This window comes from Micropruina sp. (assembly GCF_047606365.1).
Taxonomy (GTDB): Bacteria; Actinomycetota; Actinomycetes; order Propionibacteriales; family Propionibacteriaceae; genus Micropruina.
In genome coordinates this window covers 1-19,033 of record NZ_JASGEN010000142.1, presented here as the reverse complement: position 1 = coordinate 19,033, position 19,033 = coordinate 1, and the positions used below count along the sequence as shown (strand labels likewise).

Below are 19,033 nucleotides of genomic sequence, written 5' to 3'. Positions count from 1 at the left end.
GGTGCGCCGGCGAAGCGGCGCTCGGCCAGGGCAGCCACATTGGCGTCGTTCTCGACCTTGACCGGCAGACCCAGGTCGTCGTGCAGGCGGGCCTGCAGCGGCATATCGGTCCAGCGCAGATTGGGTGCCCACAACACGGTGCCCGACGGGTCGACGGTGCCCGGGGTGCCGACCCCGAGCCCGAGGATCGGACGGCTGGCGGCCTCGACCAGTTCGGCGGCGAGGGCGCGGGCGGCGTCCAGTGCTTGTTGCCCGGTGGCGCCGTCGAGCGCGCGCACCTTGGTGAGCACCGGCTCGCCGCGCAGCGACAGCACGGCACCCCGCACCTGGTCGCGAGCGGAGAGGTCCATCGCCAGGATGTCCCGGCCGGCCGGGTTGAGCGCCAGCAGCGTGGACGGCTTCCCGGGGCGGCCCATTTCGCTGGTTCCGGTCTCGATCACCAGGCCGGAGTCGATGAGTTCGGCGATCAGGTCGGAGATGGTGACCTTGGTCAGGCCGGTCTCACGGGCCAGGTCGGCGCGGGAGAGCGGCGGGTTGTCATTGACCGCCTGCAGCACGAACGAGCGATTGCTGCGGCGGGCATCTTTGGGCCGCAGCTTGCGTCGGATCGGGTACTGCATGGAAGTTAGTAAACCTTCCTAACTTCTACGTGCCTACGGATCGTGACGAATGGTTATCGACTCGTGACCTACTGCGAAGATGGGGACATGGCTGACCTGACCCCGCGAGCTATCGCTTGGGCGACCACCATGTCCGGCCACCCCGGCGAGGCCGTGGTGCGGGCCCATGCCGAACCGGGCGTCCGGCTGGGCCTGGAGCGGCCGATCCTGCGCGAGCAACGCGAAGCCTGGGAGGCCGAGCGGCTGGTGCCCGGCGCGACCCTGGCGTACGGGGCCGGCAACAGGGTGCGTGCGGAGGCGCCCGATCCGGAGCGGACCTGCTTCGAACGGGACCGCGACCGCATCGTCCACTCGACCGCGTTCCGGCGGCTGGCCGGCAAGACCCAGGTGGTCGTCCATCCCACCGATCACCAGCGCACCCGACTCACCCACGCCCTCGAGGTGGCCCAGGTGGCGACCTCGATCGCCCGCGGCGTGGGCGCCAATGTGGCACTTGCCGAGGCGATCGCGCTGGGCCACGACTGCGGCCACGGTCCGGGTGGCCATGCCAGCGAGGACGCCTTCGACCCCTTCCTGCCCGAGGGCTACGACCACGGCCCGTGGGGTGCGGACGTGGTGCTCACCCCGCTCAACCTATGCCTGGAAACCCTGGACGGCATCCGCAACCACTCCTGGTCACGGCCCACGCCGGCCACGGTGGAGGGCGAGATCGTCAGCTGGGCCGACCGGATCGCCTACTGCGCGCACGACCTCGAGGACGCCGTCGGCGCCGGCATCGTGGCTCTGGTCGACGTGCCGGACGCCGTGGTCGAGGTGGCGGGGGCTACCCGGCGGGAGCAGCTCAGCATCTTCGTCCGCGAGGTGATCGGCACCGCGGTGGCCACCGGCGAGATCGGCATGAGTGCGCCGGTGGCGGCCGCGCTGGCCGAACTGCGCAGCTTCAACTACGAACGGATCTACACCCGTCCGGAGTCGCTCGCCCAGTCGGCGGCGGTGATCGCGGTGCTGCAGGCGCTGGTGTCGTTCTATCTGGAGAACCCCGGACGGCTGCCGGAACCGCCCGACGACCCCGACCGGCTGGTGCACGCCACGGTCGCCTACGTCGGCGGGATGACCGACCGGTTCGCGTTCGACACCGCCGTCCAGTTGCTCGGCTGGGATCCGGCGCGGCTGCCGCGTCCGCAGTAGCTCGTCGCGGTACTTCGTCATCCCGGCGAAAGCCGGGATCTCACCCCCTCGGACCGCCGGGCTGAGTGCCCGGGCTGAGATCCCGGGGCGAACCCGGGATGACGACATGGCGTCCGTGCCGCTGCGTACACTGCCGGATGTGGCGGGCTTGATCAACGAGGAGGATCTGGCGACCGTCCGTGAGCGCAGCCGGATCGAGGATGTCGTCGGCTCCTACGTGACGCTGCGTCCGGCAGGTGGGGGAGCGCTGACCGGGCTGTGCCCGTTCCACGACGAGAAGACCCCGTCGTTCCGGGTGACTCCCGCCCGCGGCTTCTACTACTGCTTCGGCTGCAACGTCGGCGGCGACGTGATCGGGTTCGTGCAGGCGATCAACAACTGCAGTTTCGTCGAGGCGGTCGAGTTCCTCGCCGACCGGGTCGGCGTCCAGTTGCGCTACACCGATGGGGGCGGCGGCGCCCGGGTCGAACCGGGGCTCCGGTCGCGGATCCTGGAGGCGAACCGGCTGGCCGCCGAGTTCTTCGCCGGCCAGCTGACCGGCCCCGAAGCCGTCGCCGGACGCCAGTTCCTGGCCGAGCGCGGCTTCGACCGGGATGCCGCCGAGCACTTCGGCGTCGGCTTCGCCCCGATGGGCGGACGCGAACTCGCCAAGCATCTGCGGGCGCACAAATTCAGCGACGACGAACTGGTCAAGGCGAGCCTGATCCGCGAGGGCGGCTGGGACTACTTCCAGGGCCGGCTGCTGTGGCCGATCCGGGACGCCGGCCGCTCGGTACTGGGTTTCGGCGCCCGGCGGCTGTTCGACGACGACCGGATGCCGGCGAAGTACATCAACACCCGGGAGACCCCGGTCTACAAGAAGTCGCACGTGCTCTACGGCCTCGATCTGGCCCGGCAGAACATCGCCAAGAAGAATCAGGCGGTGATCGTCGAGGGCTACACCGATGTGATGGCGGCCCACCTGGCCGGTATCGATACGGCCGTGGCGTCCTGCGGCACGGCCTTCGGCGATGACCATGCCCGGCTGCTGTCCCGGTTGATCGGCACCACCGACGCGCTGGCCGGCGAGGTGATCTTCACCTTCGACGGCGACGCCGCCGGGCAGGCCGCGGCGCTGAAGGTGTTCTCCGGCGACCAGCACTTCATCTCGCAGACCTATGTGGCGATCGAACCGAGCGGGCTCGACCCCTGCGACCTGCGCATCCAGCACGGCGACGCCGCCGTCCGCGAACTGGTCGGACGCCGTGAGCCGCTGTACCGCTATGTGATGGCCAGCACCATCGCCGGGTTCGACCTGGATCGGGTGGACGGCCGGCTCGCCGCGCTGCGGGCCGCTGCGCCGCTGGTCAGCAGCGTCCGGGACGGCTCACTGGTGAACGGCTATGTGCATGAGCTCGCCAAGATGCTGGGCACCGAGGTCGAGGAGGTGCGGCGTGAGGTGTCCCGGGCCGGACGCCGCAAGTTGTCGGCGAACAACGATCGGCAGCAGCGGCCGCAACAGGTCCAGGCTGCGCCGGAGTCCGACGAGCCGAGCCTGATCGGACTGCCGATGCCCAACCCGCGCGATCGGTCGCTCGAGGTGGAACGCGGCACCCTGCGGCTCATGGTGCGCGCACCCGAGGTGTTCGTGACCGGCTGGAACGAGGTCGGTGCCGACGACTTCACCCACCCCACCTACCGGGCCATCTTCGCCGCCATCGCCGACGCCGGAACCCCCGGCGGCGACTGGCCGCAGCCCGTCGTGGCGGCCAATCCCGACCCGGCGGTGTCGTCGGTCATCGCGGCGCTGACCACCGAGCCGCTGCTGCGTCCGGCCAGCCCGGCATACGCGTCCGAGTACGTGGCGAAGCTGCGCCTGCTCACCGTGTCGCGGGCGATCGCGAACCTGAAGTCGAAGCTGCAGCGCACCAACCCGATCGACGACCAGCCCGGCTACAACCGCATGTTCGCCACCCTGCTCGATCTGGAGAAACAGCGGCGCGAGTTGACCGAGGTCGCCGCCGGCCCCGCCGATTAGGCGCCCGCAGGTCGCAAACGCAAGAAAGCCCTCGGGCCAGCAGTTGAGCTAGCCAGAGGGCCTTTTTCAGGAAGCTCCCCCGCCTGGACTCGAACCAGGAACCTACGGATTAACAGTCCGACGCTCTGCCAATTGAGCTACAGGGGATCGCGCGGCGCGCGAGAAGAAACGTTACCAGAACGCTCACGCGATGTCGTATTCGGCCCGCAGCCGGACCAGTTCGGCGTCCGCCTGGTCGATCTGCGCGGTGTCGAAGCTGCCGCCGTGCCTGGTCACCGTCCACAGCAGGCCGGCGTGCTCGTCGTCGAGCGGACGCCGGGCGACGATCATCGCCGCCCGACCCCGGTTCAGCTCGAAGCGTTCCTGAACGACGATGCTGGCATCCACCCGCTCGCGGAACAGATCGGGCAGCGAGCCGGGATCACGCAGCAGCACCTCGCCGTCGCTCCCATCGGTGAGCCGCCAGCGCAGCTGTCCGCTGTCGGAATCCCAACCACCGGAGGCGATCTCGTGCCAGGGCACGAAACGCCAGCCGTCCGATTCCTGGATGGCGAGTTGCCCGGCCAGCCCGACGACCGGGCCGTCCGCGCCCTGCGCCCAGGCCAACACCCGGACGCGGTGTCCGACGGCGGTGGTGAGGCTGCGGAAGTCCGCGGACGGCAGACCGGCGCGATCGAAGAGACCCATCGGCCTATTATCCGGTGTCACCGCGCCCTAAGGCGCGCCTCGTCAGGGCGTGGCGTGGCAGCAGCGGAGGATGCGCTGATCAGTCCACGCCGTCCCAGGCTCTGGGGTGGGGGAGATCCCGGAATCAGGTCCGGGAGGACGGTGGATGGGCTTTGATCAGCGCGGCAGCAGAAGGTCGTCAACCGGCGTTGAGCGTGATCAGGCTGACTACCAAGGCGATCAGGATCGAATTGAAGACGAAGGCGACCAACGTCTGGGTGATCGTCGCGCGGCGCAGCCCGGTGCTGGTGACGGTGACATCTGCGCTCGTGTACGCCGTGCTGATCTGGATCGCCAGGGCGACATAGTCGGCGAAACGGGGCGGCCAACTCGCCTCGGCGCTAGCCGGGCCTTTGCCAGCACCGAAACGCAACCCGCCGAACTGCGCATCCTCCCGCGCGTAGTGCAGGGCAAAGACGGTCACGATCAGAACCCAGGTCGTGACGACGACGGCGATCGCCAGGGAGAGCACCACCGGATCGCCGCGGAGTTGCCTTACCAGCGTCGCCGCGATCACAGCCGCCAGGGCGAGCAGGCAGAACGAAACCGCGCCCGCGGGACCACCGATGCCGGCCAGCGACTCGGCACGCCGCCGCTGTCGACGACCGGTCCGGCTCTCGCTGAGCCACTTGCGCAGGGTGGCGCCGTCCGCCGGCCCCAGCGTGCACCAGGTGAGCAGCAGATAGCTCAGCGAATAGGCGACCCAGGCACCGAAGTAGACGGTCGCGACGAACGGCAGTCCTCCAACCCGGCCCGGTTGGACGACCACGACGATCACCACCCACGCCACCGCCAGCCCCGCGGAGACCGCACTCGCCAGCCAGAAGCGCCGCAGGTCTGACACCAGCCGGGGCCGGCGGTCTCGGCCGGGTCGGTCCGGTTGAGCGGCATCGTTACCCAGGAACTCCCCGGTTCGGTCAGAGGGTGCAGCGGGCATCGGTCTGTGGCGTTTCCAACTCGATGAGGTAGGTGGTGACGGCGTCGTCGACACACTTGTTGCCCGGAACGAGGACGGCTCCATGCTGCGCACCGTCAACGGTAAGCAGGCGGGAGCCGAGCGCCCGCGCCAGCCCGATCCCACCCTCGTGGGGTGCGGAAGGATCACCGGTGACCGAGACGACGACAGTCGGCGGCAGGCCGGTGATGTTCACCGCGTACGGGTAGCCGAGGGTCGGGGCGGCCGGCCAGTGCTCGCAGACGTCGCGAGCTTGGCGGTTGCGGCCGTCATCCATGAAGGGTGCGGCGGCAAGCATCCGGTTGCGCATCGCCGTTTCCTGTCGGGACGTGAGACGTTCGCGGTCGTTGCAGTGGGTGGCGTACGCACCCTCCAAGAAGGTCGGGTAGCTGCCGTCCGGTTGGCGAAGGTGGGCCTGGTCGCGGACGGCGAGCAGCAGCTCCCCGCGGCCGGCCGCGAGTTCGGTGAGACCATCGGCGATCACCGGCCAGTTGCTCTTGTTGTACAGGGCGAACAGGACTGCCTCGACGGCGTCGCGGTGGGTCAACATGCGGCCGGCGCCGACCGGGAGCGGCTTGTCGACCAGTGGTCGGACGAGCTTGTGGAAGGCCGCGGTGGCGGCCTTCGGGTCCGTGCCGAGCGGGCAGCTCGTCGCTGTTGCACAGTCGGTCGCCATGGCGTCGAAGGCACGCTGGAATCCGGTGAACTGTTGCACCATCCGGCTCTCGATGCCGAGTGTGGGGTCGATGCCGCCGTCGAGGACGAGTGCGCGCACCTTGGCCGGGAACATCGCTGCGTAGACCGCGCCGAGGCGTGTCCCATAGCTCGCCCCGAAGTACGTCAGCTTCTGGTCGCCGACGACGGCACGGAGGACGTCCATGTCGCGGGCGGTGTCACGGCTGCCGAGGTGGCTGATGACGTCCGGTCCGCCCGACCCCTCGGCGCACTTCTTCGCAGCCGCGCGGGTCTCGGTCTCAGTCCAGGTCTCGCCGCCGAAGAAGAAGCTCGCCATCAGGTGATCGGTCGATCGCTCGGCGTCGGTGAAGCAATCCACCGTCGGGGTCGACGCGCCAGTTCCGCGCATGTCGAACCCGACCACGTCGAATCGCTGTCCGATCGCCGGATAACCCGCCGTCGACTTCAGCTGCGCGGCGAAGGACCTGCCGGGTGAGGCGGGGCCGCCGGGGTTGACCACCAGTGACCCGATCGGCTTCCCGGTGGCCGGCACCTTGAGGATTCCGAGTTCGATGGTGCGACCGGCGTGGTCGTTGTAGTCCAGTGGGACGCTCAGCCGGCCACACTGCAGCTGTTCGTCGGCGAACAGTTTCACATCGTCCTCGGTGGTGGCGTAGTCCGCGCAGGGGCCGTACGCCAGCTTCTGACTGTAGAAGCGCTCCAGCCCCGGAGGTGCACCGTCGGCTGGCTGTTCCGCCGGAGGGCCGGGACTGCATCCGGCTGCGAGGGTGAGCATCACGGTGACGAGAACGACCAGGGCGGTCCGGTGAGTGGTCAGTGAGGTCGTTGGACGCCCTCGGACAGAGCTGAGCACGGTAGGTCCTCCAGACGAACGGATCGACGGAACAGGGTGCAGCAGCAGTCGACACCTGGCCGTCACGGCCAGGTCAAGGCAAGCTGGAAAGTGGTGCTTGGACGGCGCCGACGTGCTGAGGGAAGGAGCGGATGGTGATCTGGAGTCCCCGTGAGCTGGCCGAGCTTGCCGGCACGACGCGCCGCACAGTCCGGCACTACCACGAGATCGGTCTGCTACCCGAGCCGACGCAACAGTCCAACGGGTACCGTCTCTACGGCGTCGAGCATCTGCTGCGACTGCTCCGAATCCGTAGGCTCACCCAGTTGGGTCTCACCCTCAACCAGATCGCTGCTATCGGCGACTCGGTGCAACCTCCGGCACAGATGCTGCGTGATCTCGACACGCGGCTGGTCAGCGACATCGAGCATCTGCAGGAAACGCGGCTCGAGGTGGCTGCCATGCTCGAGCACGCGGTCCCGAGCGACCTCCCGCCGGAACTCTCCCGCCGGGTCGCCGACCTACCCGGTGTCGAGCGAGCCCTCGTCGTGGGGCTGACGAGGTTGCTCGACGAGCCGGGGCTCGAGGCGTACCTGACGCTGCTGCCGCCCTACCGCGACAATGCAGCCGTGGTTGCCTTCGATCATCTTCCGGACGATGCGGGCCCGGAGGCTCGGGAGGCGGTGGTGGCCGGGCTGGCCGATCACCTGGAACATCTGGACGAACACTGCCCAGGGCTGACCGACCTGATCTCCCGGCCGCTGCAAAGATCCCCGGCCAAGCAACGGACTGTCGATGAAGTGGTGGCGGACCTCTACAACGACGCACAACTCGACGTGCTCGTGCGAGTGCGGCGCCGCACCGGCCGCTCCCGACCCCGTTGGCCGTGACCGCCAGGTCAAGCACTCACTGTGCGTTCAACGAGTCGGTACTGATCTCGCCTTGACCTGGCCGTGACGGCCAGGTGTCGACTCGTGATCGCAGCTTGGTTCGATCGATCTATCGGTCTGGATGTACCGCGATCCGATTCGATCTGAGCGCGTCAAACGGGAATGTCGGCCTGGCAAGCGGATGGTCTCGCCGAGGACTATGCGCACTACGACCGCGGTGAGGCCGCTGTCGTGTCGTCGGACGTCGAACGGGTGACAGGCCGACCCGCCCGGAACCTTCAGGGATTCGCCACCGACTATGCCCCCGCGTTCCGCGCGGACTCGTAGGTGAAGAGCCACGGGGAGAGCACAGTGGGCGAGATCGATTCATCTACTGGTCGTCGGACCTCACGCGGCCTGATCGGCCAGGATCCAGCCGCGCAGCCGTCGTAGCGCCCGGGTCTCGTGCCGTCGCAGCGTGCTGAGCGACATGCCCAGCCTCGCTGCGGCCGGAGCCTGCCGCAACGGCGAGTCACCACCCAGGCCGAAACGGGTCCGCACCACGGCCGCCTCCACGGCGGGGAGTGCTCTCAGCAGGGGACGCAGATCGGTGTCATCGATCGGCTCGGAGTGCGGGCCGACGACCACCAGGTCCGGCTCCAGCGGCGCCCACACCGACAGATGCCGGACCCGGGCCACCCAACGTTCGCTGCGGCCCAGGACCTGGGCGACGTCGGCGTCGCTGGCCGGACGGCGCAGCTCGGCGGTCAGCTCGTCCGCCAATCCCCGGACGCCGCGGGCGCGCAACGCGGTCCGCACCGAGGCCGGCACCCGCTGCTCGACGGCGGCATCGCAGACCCGCCGCTTGATCCAGGTACTGGCGTAGGTGCTGAAGCGGTAGCCGCTGGTGTGGTCCCAGCGCACCAACGCCTCGGTCAGGCCGAGGAATCCCTCCTGGAAGAGCTCGTCCAGACCGGCCGGTGAGCGGCGGGCCTCCTGGGTGGCGATGCTCTGCACCAGTCGGACGTTGGCGAGCAGGAACCGTTGCCAGGCGTCGCGTCCCTGTCGCTCCAGCACGGTCAGCTCCGCGGCTGTTCCCGCCGACGCGGTGTCCTGCGCCAACTGTTCGCTGGCGAGTAGTCCCGCCTCGATGGCCCGCGCCAGCCGGATCTCTTCGTCGGCTTCCAGCAATCTGATGGTCTCGGTCATGGCGCCGATGCTGGCCGCGGAGGCCTCTCCGATCACCCGCAACGGCCCCAATGTGGAGGCAACACCGTGACAACACCGATCTGTGTGGACGTGTCACAAAACCGTCAATCCCAGCCGGACAAGGAGCGATGGTGACAGTGGCGCTCACCGGTTGACCAGCAACGACACCAGGTAGACAAGGATCGGCAGGCAGGCCAGACCGAGCAGGATGGCGTTGAGCACCAGGTGGTCGCGCAGCACGGCGATGAACTCGCGGATCACCGCGGTCGGCCAGTAGTAGCGGGCCGTCGGCGAACCGACCGAGTAACCGGCGATCCCGAGCCGGCGCATCAGCAGCGCAGCCCGGAAGGCATGGAAGTTGTTGGTGACGGCCGCGATCGGTCCCACGACGCCGCGCGCGGCAAGTAGTTCGGCGCTGTAGGCAAGGTTCTGTTCGGTGTTGCGGGACCGCTCCTCGGCCACCACGCGATCCTGGGGGAACCCGTCGTCGGTCAGGAACTCGGCCATCGCCCGGCCCTCCGGCACCGGCTCGTCGGGGCCCTGGCCGCCGGAGGTGACCAGCAGGGGAGGGCGATCGGCGAACTTGTCGTACAAGGCGCGCCCGCGGCGGATCCGGGACGCCAGCAACGGTGGCACCTTGCCGCGGATCAGCCCCGAGCCCAGCACCACGACCGCTGCCACCGGCCGTCCGCGCCGGCCCATCACGGCGGGGTAGAGCGCCCCGTAGAGCAGGAAGGCGACGAAGCCGAAACCCAGGTAGCCCAGCGGCAACCCGAGCAGCAGCAAACCGGCGGCCCACTGGCTCGACGCGGTCGCCACGACCGCCACCCACAGGCCGATGTAGCCGAGCATCCCGACGCCCAACCCGAGCCCCAGCAGCCGCGACAGTGCGAAACCTTCACGGCGAAGCAGGGTGATTCCGGTGACGATCAGGAAGCCGGCCAGCGCGATCACCGTGCCGAGCATGAGTACCAGCAGCGCGAGAAACGTGTAGCCGCCGAGTCTCGGGTCGAACGAATCGGCGGCGCCGACGGTCAGGCCGACGGCGGACATCAGCAGCCAGATGAGCAGGGCGAGCAGGTAGAGCGCGGTGCGCATCTTGCGCGGATCACTGGTGACGCTGATCACCAGCGCCACCAGGAGCACGGCCACTCCGCCCGGAAGTCCCAACATCGTCAGCGACCTCAGATCAGCTCGTCGTGCTCACCGGCGATCCAGGCCAGGTAGCGGTTGGCGGAGAACCGGACCGTGGCCAGGGCGTCGTCGGCGATGCGTCCGGCGAAGTTGTCGTAGAGCCGGCGGTAGGGGTGTTCGTCGAAGCCGTCCACGATCTGCCGGACGCCGCGCGGCGACATCGGGATCATGTTCGGATAGCTGCGCTGGAAGCTGACGTTGCCGTCCGGCCGCACCGAGCAGGCATCGCCGGCGAGCAGCACACCCGAGTCGTCCGCGCCCCGCCAGTGCGCGACGGTCTGGCCCGGGAAGTGGCCGCCGACCTGGCTCGCCCAGATTCCAGGCACCGGTTCGAACGAGTTGTCCCAGGCGACGATCACCGGGTCCTTCCGTTGCACCCAGCCCAGATCCTTGCGGGCCACGTACACCGGGACGCCGCCGAAGGCCCGGCTCCAGGCGACCTGCGCGCCGTACATGTGCGGATGGCTGGCCAGGATCGCCGCGACCCCGCCCAACTGCTCCATCGCGTCCAGCGCCTCCGGATCGACGAACGGCGGAACGTCGAACAGCAGATTCCCCGCCGTGCCGCGAACCAGCAGCGCGGTCTGCCCGATGCCCACCTTCGGCTCGGCGCGCAGCCCAAACAGGCCGGGTTCCATCTCGGTGATCACCAGTCGGTGTCCCTCGGCGAGCAGACGTTCGGTACTCGTCCAGGCCGGTCCGGACGGCGGCACGTACTGCCGTTCGTCGGTGCAGATCGGGCACGCCTTCGGCGGCTCGGCGGCCACCGCCTGTTCCACGCCGCAGATGCGGCAGATCCATTCCGTCACGGTCATCGCAACTCCTTCTCAGCGGACGCCGTTGAGGTAGGCCAGCACGGCCCGGACCCGGCGGTTGTCCTCGTTCGGACCCAGATCGAGCTTGGCGAAGATGTTCGCCACATGTTTGGCGACTGCCGCCGGGGTAATCACCAGTTGCCCGGCGATCTGCTGATTCGCGGCGCCCTTCGCCATCAACGACAGCACCTCGAGTTCGCGCGGGGTCAACCGGCTCAGCCTGGGGTCGGTCCGGCGGGCGTTGAGCAGCTGGGCCACCACCTCGGGATCCATCACCACCTCACCGGCCGCGACCAGTTCGGCCGACCGCATGAAGTCGGCCACCCGTCCGACCCGTTCCTTCAACAGGTAACCGACCCCACCGGCCGCGTTGGCTTCGAGCAGGGTCGCCGCGTACGCCGGGGCGACGTACTGGCTGACCATCAGCATCGGCAGCCCCGGGTAGGTCTCCCGCAGCTGGACGGCGGCCCGCAGCCCGTCGTCGGTCATCGTCGGCGGCATTCTCACGTCGGTGATCACCAGATCGGGTAGCCCGTCGGCGCTCTCGGCCAGGCCGGTGCACCGGGCGATCAGCTCGGGGGCGTCCGCGGCCTCGGCGACCACCTGGTGCCCGGCCCGCTCCAGCAGGCCGACCAGGCCGGCCCGGATCAGCGCCGCGTCGTCGGCCACCAGAATTCGCATCAGTTCCCCTCTCTTGTTCGGCTCACCGTAGCGACGGCCTCAGACACTTCGCTCTCCACCGGTTTCATCGGACGGGGTTCGGGAAGGACGCCCGGATCAGCGTCGGACCGCCCGGGGGACTGCTCACCCAGCACGCCCCGCCGAAGGTCTGGACGCGTTCGATCATGCCGCTGAGCCCATGGCCGGGCTTGACCACCGCGCCGCCGATGCCGTCGTCGTACACCTCCACCTGCAGCGGGTCGCTGAGGTCGAGCCGGACGGCCACCGTGGTCGCGACGGCGTGCTTGACGGCGTTCGTGAACGCCTCGCTGATCAGGTAGTACACCGACAGCGCCAGCTGCTCCGACGGCTGCCGCGTCCCGTTGATGCCCACCGTGACGGGCAGCGGCTGGCGCTCGGCGAGTTCGGTGACGGCGGCGGCGAGGCCCCGGTCGGTGAGGATCTGCGGGTGGATGCCGCGCACCGTGTCGCGCAGCGACGTCATCGCCGCCTCCATCGACGAATGGGCGGCCGCCAAGGCGTCGCGGACCGCTTCCGGACGGCCGCTCTCCAGCGCGTATTCGGCCTCGCCGAGTTGCATGCTGAGCAGCACCAGGTGCTGTTGGGCGCCGTCGTGCAGATCGCGCTCGATCCGGCGCCGCTCGGCGGCGAAGACGTCGACCAGTTCCCGGCGTGAGCTGGTCAGCTGGTCGACCTGCTCGCGCAGCTCGGTGCGCGGCCGGACCAGATCCTCGACCAGGATCGCCTGCACGCTGGCCAGTGCCCAGGCCACGTAGAGGCCGGCGATCAGGATGATGATCAGCATGAACCAGGTGCCGAGCTGTTCGGTGGGCGGCGATCCGATGCTGCCGATCAGTTGGCTGATCAGGCCGAGCACCAGAATGACCAGCACCGCGCCGGGCAGGAAGTCGACCAGGGCGAACAGCACGGCGATGCCCCACACCGCCAGGTTGCCCTCACGCAGACCCGCCACGTCCCAGGGATGCCGGATCGGTCCGCTGCGCAGCGGACCGGGCTGGTGCAGCCCGAGCAGCCGCAGCCGGCGGGCCTCCAGGTTGGCCGTGCCCCAGGCCACCAGCGGCAGCACGAAGATGCCCAGGATGCCGGCCAGCAACGCCGCGATGCCGCCCAGGATCGCTGTCGCGCAGTACGCCACCGCACCCCAGCCGAGCGGGCTGATCAGCATCCGCAACGGGTTCGGCGGCGGTTTCAGCCGGGCCCGGATCGCGGACTCGTGCGACGGGTTGGGTTGGGTCACCCTGCCACCCTAGAAGCGTCGGCGCCTGCATGGCAGGGCGTCGGCACCACCATGGGGTAGCGCTGGCACTACCCAGCAGACACCGGGCAGCGCCCGTGATCGAACGGCCGCCGCACGGTTGGCTGATTGCATGACGACGAACCACCAGCGGGCCGCCCTGCAGGCCCGGCAGATCTCCAAGTCCTTCGGCGACGTCCGGGCCCTCGACCGGGTCAGCATCGACATTCCCGCCGGGCAGTCGGTGTCGGTGATGGGGCCGTCCGGCTCCGGCAAGTCGACCCTGCTGCACTGCCTGGCCGGCATCCTGCGGCCCGATGAGGGCGACGTCAGCCTCGGTGGCGAGCCGGTGTCGCTGGCCTCGGACGCCGCCCGCAGCCGGATCCGGCTGGCCCGGATGGGCTTCGTCTTCCAGGACGGCCAGCTGCTGCCCGAACTCAGCGCGCTGGAGAACGTGGCGTTGCCGCTGCTGCTGCTCGGACGGCCGCGCGCGGAAGCGTTCCGACGGGCGGGGGACTGCCTCCAGTGGCTGGGCCTGTCCGGCCTGGAAGCGCGCCGCCCCGGGCAGCTGTCCGGCGGCCAGGCGCACCGGGTCGCCATCGCTCGTGCCCTGGTCGGCCAGCCCGACGTGGTGCTCGCCGACGAACCCACCGGTGCCCTCGACCAGGCGACCGGTGCCGAGGTGATGCGGGTGCTGACCTCGGCGGTCGCCGCCGTCGGCGCCAGCCTGGTGGTGGTCACCCACGACGCCCACGTCGCCGACTGGTGCCAGCGGCATGTCGAGATCGTCGACGGCCGGGTCAGCAACGACTTCCTCACCCGGAGGGCAGCCTGATGCACCAGTTCCGTATCGCTCCGCTGTTGCTGCGCGGCCGCATCCGGGCCGGCACCGGGCTGATCGACCTGCTCGCCGTCCTCGCCTTCACGGTCAGCAGCTGGCTGCTGCTCTCGGTGCTCGCCGGCATCAACACCTTCGTCAATCGCCAGTTCCACCCACCGGCAGCCTTCGTCGCGGCACTCGGCGCGGACGCCGCCGACGGCGTCGCGGAGCTGGTGATGTGGACGCTGCTGGCGGCCTGCGCCGGCGTCCTGCTGATCGTGCCGCTGGTCACCCTCGGTGCGGCCGCGGCCCGGATGGGCGCACTGGGCCGCGACCAGCGGCTCTCCACCCTGCGGCTGCTCGGTCTGACCGGCGGCCAGGCCATCGCACTGAGCACCGTGGAGACCATGCTGGCCGGACTCGCCGGCGGCGTGCTGGGTGTGGTCGGCTACCTGCTCACCCTGCCCGCCTGGGCGGCGATCAGCTTCCAGGCGACGCCGCTGAGCGCCGCCGAGATGCTGCTCCCGCTCTGGGCGATCGCGGCGACCGTGGCCGGCCTGGTGGTGCTGGCCGGGCTGAGCTCGGTGACCGGCCTGATGCGGCTCACCATCTCGCCGCTCGGGGTGGCCCGCCGGGCACCGCGTCCGGCGCTCAAACTGTGGCGGCTGCTCGCCGTGCCGCTGGTGATCGCCGCCTGGATCGTGGTGGCGCCGATGCTCAACCTGGCTCGGGAGTTCGTGGCCTCGGCGGCCGTGGTGCTGGTTGTGCTGGCCCTGTTCATGGGCGTGATCAACCTGGTCGGACCGTGGTTGCTGCAGCTGCTCGGGTTACTGCTCACCCGGTCGGGACAACCGGCTGTGCTGCTGGCCGGACGCCGGCTGCTGGCCGATCCGAAGGGTGCCTGGCGATCGGTCTCCGGGCTCGCCTTCGTCGGCTTCACCGGCGGTGCCCTGGTCAGCCTGCCCGATTTCAGCGCCTACAGCGACGACCCGCTGCTGCGGATCCTGGCCGAGGACGTCCGCACCGGCACCTACCTGACCCTCGGCATCGCCTTCCTGGTGGCTGCTACGTCCACCCTGCTGAACCAGGCCTCCGGGGTGCTCGACCGGCGGCGGGAACTGCGCCAGCTGGCCAACCTGGGTGTCCCGGGCAGCCTGCACGACCGCACCCGGCTGGTCGAGGTGGTTGCTCCTGCGGCGCTCAGCGCCCTGGGATCGGGTGGCCTGGCGGTGTTGTTCTTCGCCCAGCTGCCCAGCATGCAACCCGCCTCGATCGGGCCGCTGCTGTTCGTGGCGTCCCTGCTGGCCGGCATCGCCCTGGTCTGGGCCGCCGGCGAGGCCTGCCGTCCGGTGCTCCGGGCCGCCCTTTCGGGTGTCGGCGTCCGGGCCGAGTAGACGGATGTCCCATCGTCCCCGCGAAAGACGTCATCCCGGCGAACGCCGGGATCTCTGCCAGAGCTTCGAACGTGTCTAGGCAGAGATCCCGGGGCAAGCCCGGGGCGACGGAAACCCTGGCCTCGACAAGCTCGACCAACGGAACCCGGACTAACCGACCGCAGTGGAGGCGAGTTGAACGATCAGGTTGATGGTGCAGGCGAGGACGACGGCGCCGAGCAGGTAGGACAGCAGGGCGTGCCGCAGGGCCGCCCTGCGTACCGTCCGGGTCTGCAGGTTGGTGTCCGAAACCTGGTAGGTCATGCCGAGGGTGAAGGCGAGGTAGGCGAAGTCCTGGTAGTCGGGCTGATCGCCGTTGAAGTCGATGGCCGCGGTGTCCGGATCGGCGTAGTAGAGCCGTCCGTAGTGAACGGTGTAGAGGCTGTGCACCAGCACCCAGGAACAGACCACCACGACCGCGCCCAGCAGCGCTTCGACCGGCACGCCCTCACGGGCCTGGGTGCCGGCCAGCAGGAACCCGACTCCCGCGATGCTGGCGACCGAAGCCAGGGTGAGGATCAGGATGCTGCCGCCATGACTCGGATCCTCCTGGGTGGCGTGCGCCTTCGTCTGCACCGGGTCGAGCCGGATCAACGCGAGCGTCGTCCACGCGACATAGGTGACGGACAGGGCGATCCAGCCGGCGGCCAGTGCCACCGCGAGGCCGTGCACCCCGCTCAGCGCCGCCGCGACCACCGCACCCACCGCGATACTGACGCTGGTCCGCACCCAGGCCGGCTGAAGCTTCACACCGGTAGTCAACCACGGGTGAGCAGTACGCTGAGTCATGGACCTGTCCGGCTTCTATTCGCTGATGGCGGTCACCTGCTTCACGCTGGTGGGGCTGTGGTGGACCGTGATCGAGCGGCACCCGCGGTGGAAGGCCGATCCGCTGCGCCGACGGCTGGCCGGCGGGGTCTACCTGTCCTTCCTGCTGCCCGGCCTGATGAGTACGTTCGCGCAGGTGGACGCCGGCAATCCGCTGATCTGGCGCTCCAGCTTCACCGTCGCGGCCGTGGTCGGGATGGCGAACACCGTCCGGCTGATCGGTGTCGACCGTGGCACGGCGCGCGGACCGTTCCGGCGGTCCCGCTGGCTGGTGGTCGTGGTCTATGCCGTGATCGCGGTGCTCGGCCTCTTCCCGGGGATCGCTTCGGTGGTCGGCGGGACGGCGCTGCAGGCGGCCTCGATCGCCCTGATCCTGCTCATCGTGCTGGCCCACGGCCTGGCCTGGGAATTCATGATGGAGTCCGATGACACTACGACGAAGGCGTCCGATTGAGTGGCGGACGCCGTCGCCCGCTGACGCCCGCCGGCCGCCCTGGAAGCGGCGCTTCAGGGGCACCGGCCCGTCCCGCGAAGAACCTGCCGGCGATCACCCCTACGATCGGGCCATGGGCCAACGCACTCTGATCCTGGCGGCCGGCGTCGGGGCCGGCCACAACCAGGCCGGCAGTGCCGTGGAACACGCCTTGGCTCACCACTCGGACGTCGACCAGGTGCGCCGCATCGACATTCTGGAGACCACCAACGAGGCGTTCCAGAAGCTCTACGACGACGGCTACTTCGCGCTGGTCGCCGAGGCCCCGTGGGTGGTCGGCTGGGGCTACGACACCCAGGATTCGCCGTTCAAACGGGCGCCGTTGGTGCAGTGGTGGGATCAGCTCAACACCACCGGGGTGGTGCGGCGGATCCGTGACTACGACCCCGATCTGGTGATCTGCACGCACTTCCTGCCGGCTCGGCTGGTGGCGCTGATGCTGGCCCGGCGCCAGCTGCACGCCTCACTCACCGTGGTGACCACCGACTACGACTTCCAGGGCCTGTGGCTGACGTCGCCGTTCAACCACTTCTTCGTCGCCCGCGACGAGGCCCGTGAGCACATGGCCAATCTCGGCGTGCCCCGCGACCGGGTGCATGCTTCGGGCATCCCGGTGCGGGCCGGGCTGGGTGAGCCGGTGGACGCCGCGGCCGTCCGACGACGGTTCGGGCTGAACCCCCGGCTGCCGGTGGTGCTGATCTCGGCCGGCGCTTCCGGCGGCAGCTACACGCTCAACATCGTCCGCCAGGTGCGGCGCAGCAAACAGCGCTTCCAGGCGGTCGTCGTCTGCGGCAACAACGAGGCGCTGCGGCGGGACGTGGTGGCCGCGGTCGGCGACGACACGGAGCGGTTCACCGTGCTCGGCTACACCGACGAGATGGTCGACCTGATGCGGGTCGCCACCCTGTTCGTCGGCAAACCGGGCGGGTTGTCGTCGTCGGAATGCATGGCCGCGGGGCTGCCGATGGTGATCATCAACCCGATCCCCGGGCAGGAGGTGCGCAACGCCGATGTGCTGGTCGAGGAGGGTGCGGCGGTGCGCTGCAACTACGCCACGACCGTCGGCTACAAGATCGACCTGCTGCTCGCCGACCCGAAACGGATCCGCGAGATGGCGGCCAACGCCCGAAGGATCGGACGCCCCGACGCCGGCCGGACGGTTGCGGCAACCTCGGTGGAGGCGAGCCCGCGATCGCTGTGGATCAGTCGCGAGGCGCAGAAGGCGATGCTGCAGGCCAGCCAGGACGGCATACCGGTGGCCGACCTGCCCGGCGAGCGCCGGCTCCGCGTCCTCACCGACCCGCACAGCGGCACCTCACTCGCGGTGGCCACCCAGTCCCAGTTGCGACCGCTCGGAGTGACCCCATGGTCGACGTCGGTACGGCTGAACCGCCGCGCGTTGCGGGCGTTGCGCTGGCAGCCGGACAACCTCGACCTGGTGGTCACCGGCCGGTGGGTGCTGGGCGACGAACGGTCACGGATCTTCGGGGTGAGCTGAGACCCGATCATCGTTGGTCGAGCTTGTCGAGACCACAAGCGTCGACGAGCTCACCCAGCGAGAAGGCCGCATGGAGCAGCGGTGCTAGCGCTGGAGTCCGCGTAGGTGTGCGAGCAGCGCCTCCCGGGCCAGGGCCGGGTCGAGCAGGTCCGGATGCAGGGCTGAGCGGACGGTCAACCCGTCGATGAGCGCGGCCAGCCGGGCCGTCTCGACGGCGATGTCGAGACCTGCGGGCAGTGCGCCGGCGGCGGTGCAGAGAATCGCCTCGATCAACCCGGTCGTCTGGGTCGCTGCCCGGCGCGATGTCTCCGCCAGGCGGGCATCGGTCCTTGCCGCGGTCTCGAACTCGATCCAGACGATCGCCTCCCGACGGCGAGCGGCGTCCAGGGGAAGGAACTCGGCGAGGATGTCTGCGGTCGCGGCCAGCCGGGCGTCCGGATCGTGGGTGCCGCTGTGCAGTGTGGCGAGAGCGGTGTCGATCCGACTGCTCACCCGGTCGCCGACGCGCTCGACGACGACGCTGAACGCGAAGGCGATCATCTCTTCGCGGCTGCCGAGGAAGTGCCGGACGGAGCCGATGGCCAGTCCCGCGTGGTCGGCCACGTTGGCCAGCGTGACGTTGCGCAGGCCGCCCTGGTCCAGGGTGCTGAAGACCGCCTCGGCGATGGCCACTCGGCGCTGGTCAGGATCCACGATCTTCGGCACGACCTTGGTTATAGCAGAGCCGTGCTAAGTTATTTAGCATGTCCATGCTACGAACGTGGGTTTCCGACGGTCGTAGCGGGAAGGAGAGACATGACTGACACTCAGGCTCCGCCGGTGGCACCCACCCGTCTGTACTACATCGACAAATTGCGGGCGGCGCTGACGGTTCTGGTCGTCGCGCACCACTGCGCGGTGACCT

General features: G+C 69.5%; 18 protein-coding genes and 1 tRNA gene. 7 read left to right on the top strand and 12 right to left on the bottom strand.

Annotated features, from left to right (window positions below; translation table 11 throughout):
- Nucleotides 1-620 (bottom strand): ROK family transcriptional regulator (locus tag QM624_RS16410; protein ID WP_415093751.1); only part of this gene is annotated, 620 nt, incomplete at its 3' end.
- Between the two features lie 87 nt (nt 621-707).
- Here QM624_RS16410 and QM624_RS16405 point away from each other — a divergent pair.
- Nucleotides 708-1,808, top strand: coding sequence for an HD domain-containing protein (locus QM624_RS16405; RefSeq protein WP_415093749.1), 1,101 nt, complete (start codon nt 708-710; stop codon nt 1,806-1,808).
- Between the two features lie 121 nt (nt 1,809-1,929).
- Entirely contained in the window at nt 1,930-3,825 is a 1,896-nt protein-coding gene (dnaG, locus tag QM624_RS16400) for a DNA primase (protein WP_415093753.1), read from the top strand.
- Between the two features lie 74 nt (nt 3,826-3,899).
- On the opposite strand, the gene QM624_RS16395 is transcribed toward dnaG, so the two are convergent.
- The 4 genes from QM624_RS16395 to QM624_RS16380 all read right to left on the bottom strand — a co-directional run bounded on the left by QM624_RS16395 (nt 3,900) and on the right by QM624_RS16380 (nt 7,055).
- Nucleotides 3,900-3,972, bottom strand: a tRNA-Asn gene (locus QM624_RS16395).
- A gap of 36 nt (nt 3,973-4,008) precedes the next feature.
- Nucleotides 4,009-4,512 carry a hypothetical protein gene (locus tag QM624_RS16390; protein ID WP_415093747.1) on the bottom strand — a complete coding sequence of 168 codons (504 nt, stop codon included), beginning with the start codon at nt 4,510-4,512 and terminating at the stop codon, nt 4,009-4,011.
- A 178-nt stretch (nt 4,513-4,690) separates the two neighbouring features.
- On the bottom strand, nt 4,691-5,395 hold the full coding sequence (locus QM624_RS16385; protein WP_415093745.1) for a DUF1345 domain-containing protein: 705 nt from the start codon (nt 5,393-5,395) through the stop codon (nt 4,691-4,693).
- 73 nt (nt 5,396-5,468) lie between these two features.
- The gene (locus QM624_RS16380) at nt 5,469-7,055 is read right to left on the bottom strand and encodes an alpha/beta hydrolase (RefSeq protein WP_415093743.1); all 1,587 of its coding nucleotides are present in this window, start codon (nt 7,053-7,055) and stop codon (nt 5,469-5,471) included.
- Nucleotides 7,056-7,189: 134 nt separating this feature from the next.
- Between QM624_RS16380 and QM624_RS16375 the strand changes: the two genes are divergently transcribed.
- On the top strand, nt 7,190-7,924 hold the full coding sequence (locus QM624_RS16375) for a MerR family transcriptional regulator (protein ID WP_415093741.1): 735 nt from the start codon (nt 7,190-7,192) through the stop codon (nt 7,922-7,924).
- Between the two features lie 387 nt (nt 7,925-8,311).
- On the opposite strand, the gene QM624_RS16370 is transcribed toward QM624_RS16375, so the two are convergent.
- The 5 genes from QM624_RS16370 to QM624_RS16350 form a co-directional block, all read right to left on the bottom strand.
- A complete protein-coding gene (locus QM624_RS16370; protein ID WP_415093740.1) occupies nt 8,312-9,112 on the bottom strand; it encodes a sigma-70 family RNA polymerase sigma factor in 801 nt (266 codons plus the stop codon).
- Nucleotides 9,113-9,256: 144 nt separating this feature from the next.
- Nucleotides 9,257-10,285, bottom strand: coding sequence for a YdcF family protein (locus QM624_RS16365; protein WP_415093738.1), 1,029 nt, complete (start codon nt 10,283-10,285; stop codon nt 9,257-9,259).
- An 11-nt stretch (nt 10,286-10,296) separates the two neighbouring features.
- Nucleotides 10,297-11,121, bottom strand: a complete 825-nt coding sequence (locus tag QM624_RS16360) for a hydrolase (protein ID WP_415093736.1) — start codon at nt 11,119-11,121, stop codon at nt 10,297-10,299.
- 12 nt (nt 11,122-11,133) lie between these two features.
- Nucleotides 11,134-11,802, bottom strand: a complete 669-nt coding sequence (locus QM624_RS16355) for a response regulator (protein WP_415093734.1) — start codon at nt 11,800-11,802, stop codon at nt 11,134-11,136.
- Nucleotides 11,803-11,866: 64 nt separating this feature from the next.
- Entirely contained in the window at nt 11,867-13,060 is a 1,194-nt protein-coding gene (locus QM624_RS16350; RefSeq protein ID WP_415093732.1) for a histidine kinase, read from the bottom strand.
- A 130-nt stretch (nt 13,061-13,190) separates the two neighbouring features.
- Here QM624_RS16350 and QM624_RS16345 point away from each other — a divergent pair, with 130 nt between their 5' ends.
- Nucleotides 13,191-13,892, top strand: coding sequence for an ABC transporter ATP-binding protein (locus tag QM624_RS16345; RefSeq protein WP_298132672.1), 702 nt, complete (start codon nt 13,191-13,193; stop codon nt 13,890-13,892).
- A complete protein-coding gene (locus tag QM624_RS16340) occupies nt 13,892-15,271 on the top strand; it encodes a hypothetical protein (protein WP_415093729.1) in 1,380 nt (459 codons plus the stop codon). Before QM624_RS16345 ends, QM624_RS16340 begins: the two co-directional genes overlap by 1 nt.
- A gap of 150 nt (nt 15,272-15,421) precedes the next feature.
- Here the strand turns inward: QM624_RS16340 and QM624_RS16335 are convergent, their stop codons facing one another.
- Nucleotides 15,422-16,060: a DUF1345 domain-containing protein gene (locus QM624_RS16335; RefSeq protein ID WP_415093727.1), complete on the bottom strand. Its 639-nt coding sequence runs from the start codon at nt 16,058-16,060 to the stop codon at nt 15,422-15,424.
- 37 nt (nt 16,061-16,097) lie between these two features.
- Between QM624_RS16335 and QM624_RS16330 the strand changes: the two genes are divergently transcribed.
- Nucleotides 16,098-16,592, top strand: coding sequence for a hypothetical protein (locus QM624_RS16330; protein ID WP_415093725.1), 495 nt, complete (start codon nt 16,098-16,100; stop codon nt 16,590-16,592).
- 112 nt (nt 16,593-16,704) lie between these two features.
- Complete coding sequence (locus tag QM624_RS16325; protein WP_415093723.1) at nt 16,705-18,129, top strand: MGDG synthase family glycosyltransferase; 1,425 nt, start codon at nt 16,705-16,707, stop codon at nt 18,127-18,129.
- 84 nt (nt 18,130-18,213) lie between these two features.
- Here the strand turns inward: QM624_RS16325 and QM624_RS16320 are convergent, their stop codons facing one another.
- Entirely contained in the window at nt 18,214-18,834 is a 621-nt protein-coding gene (locus QM624_RS16320; RefSeq protein WP_415093721.1) for a TetR/AcrR family transcriptional regulator, read from the bottom strand.
- Nucleotides 18,835-19,033 lie beyond the last annotated feature (199 nt).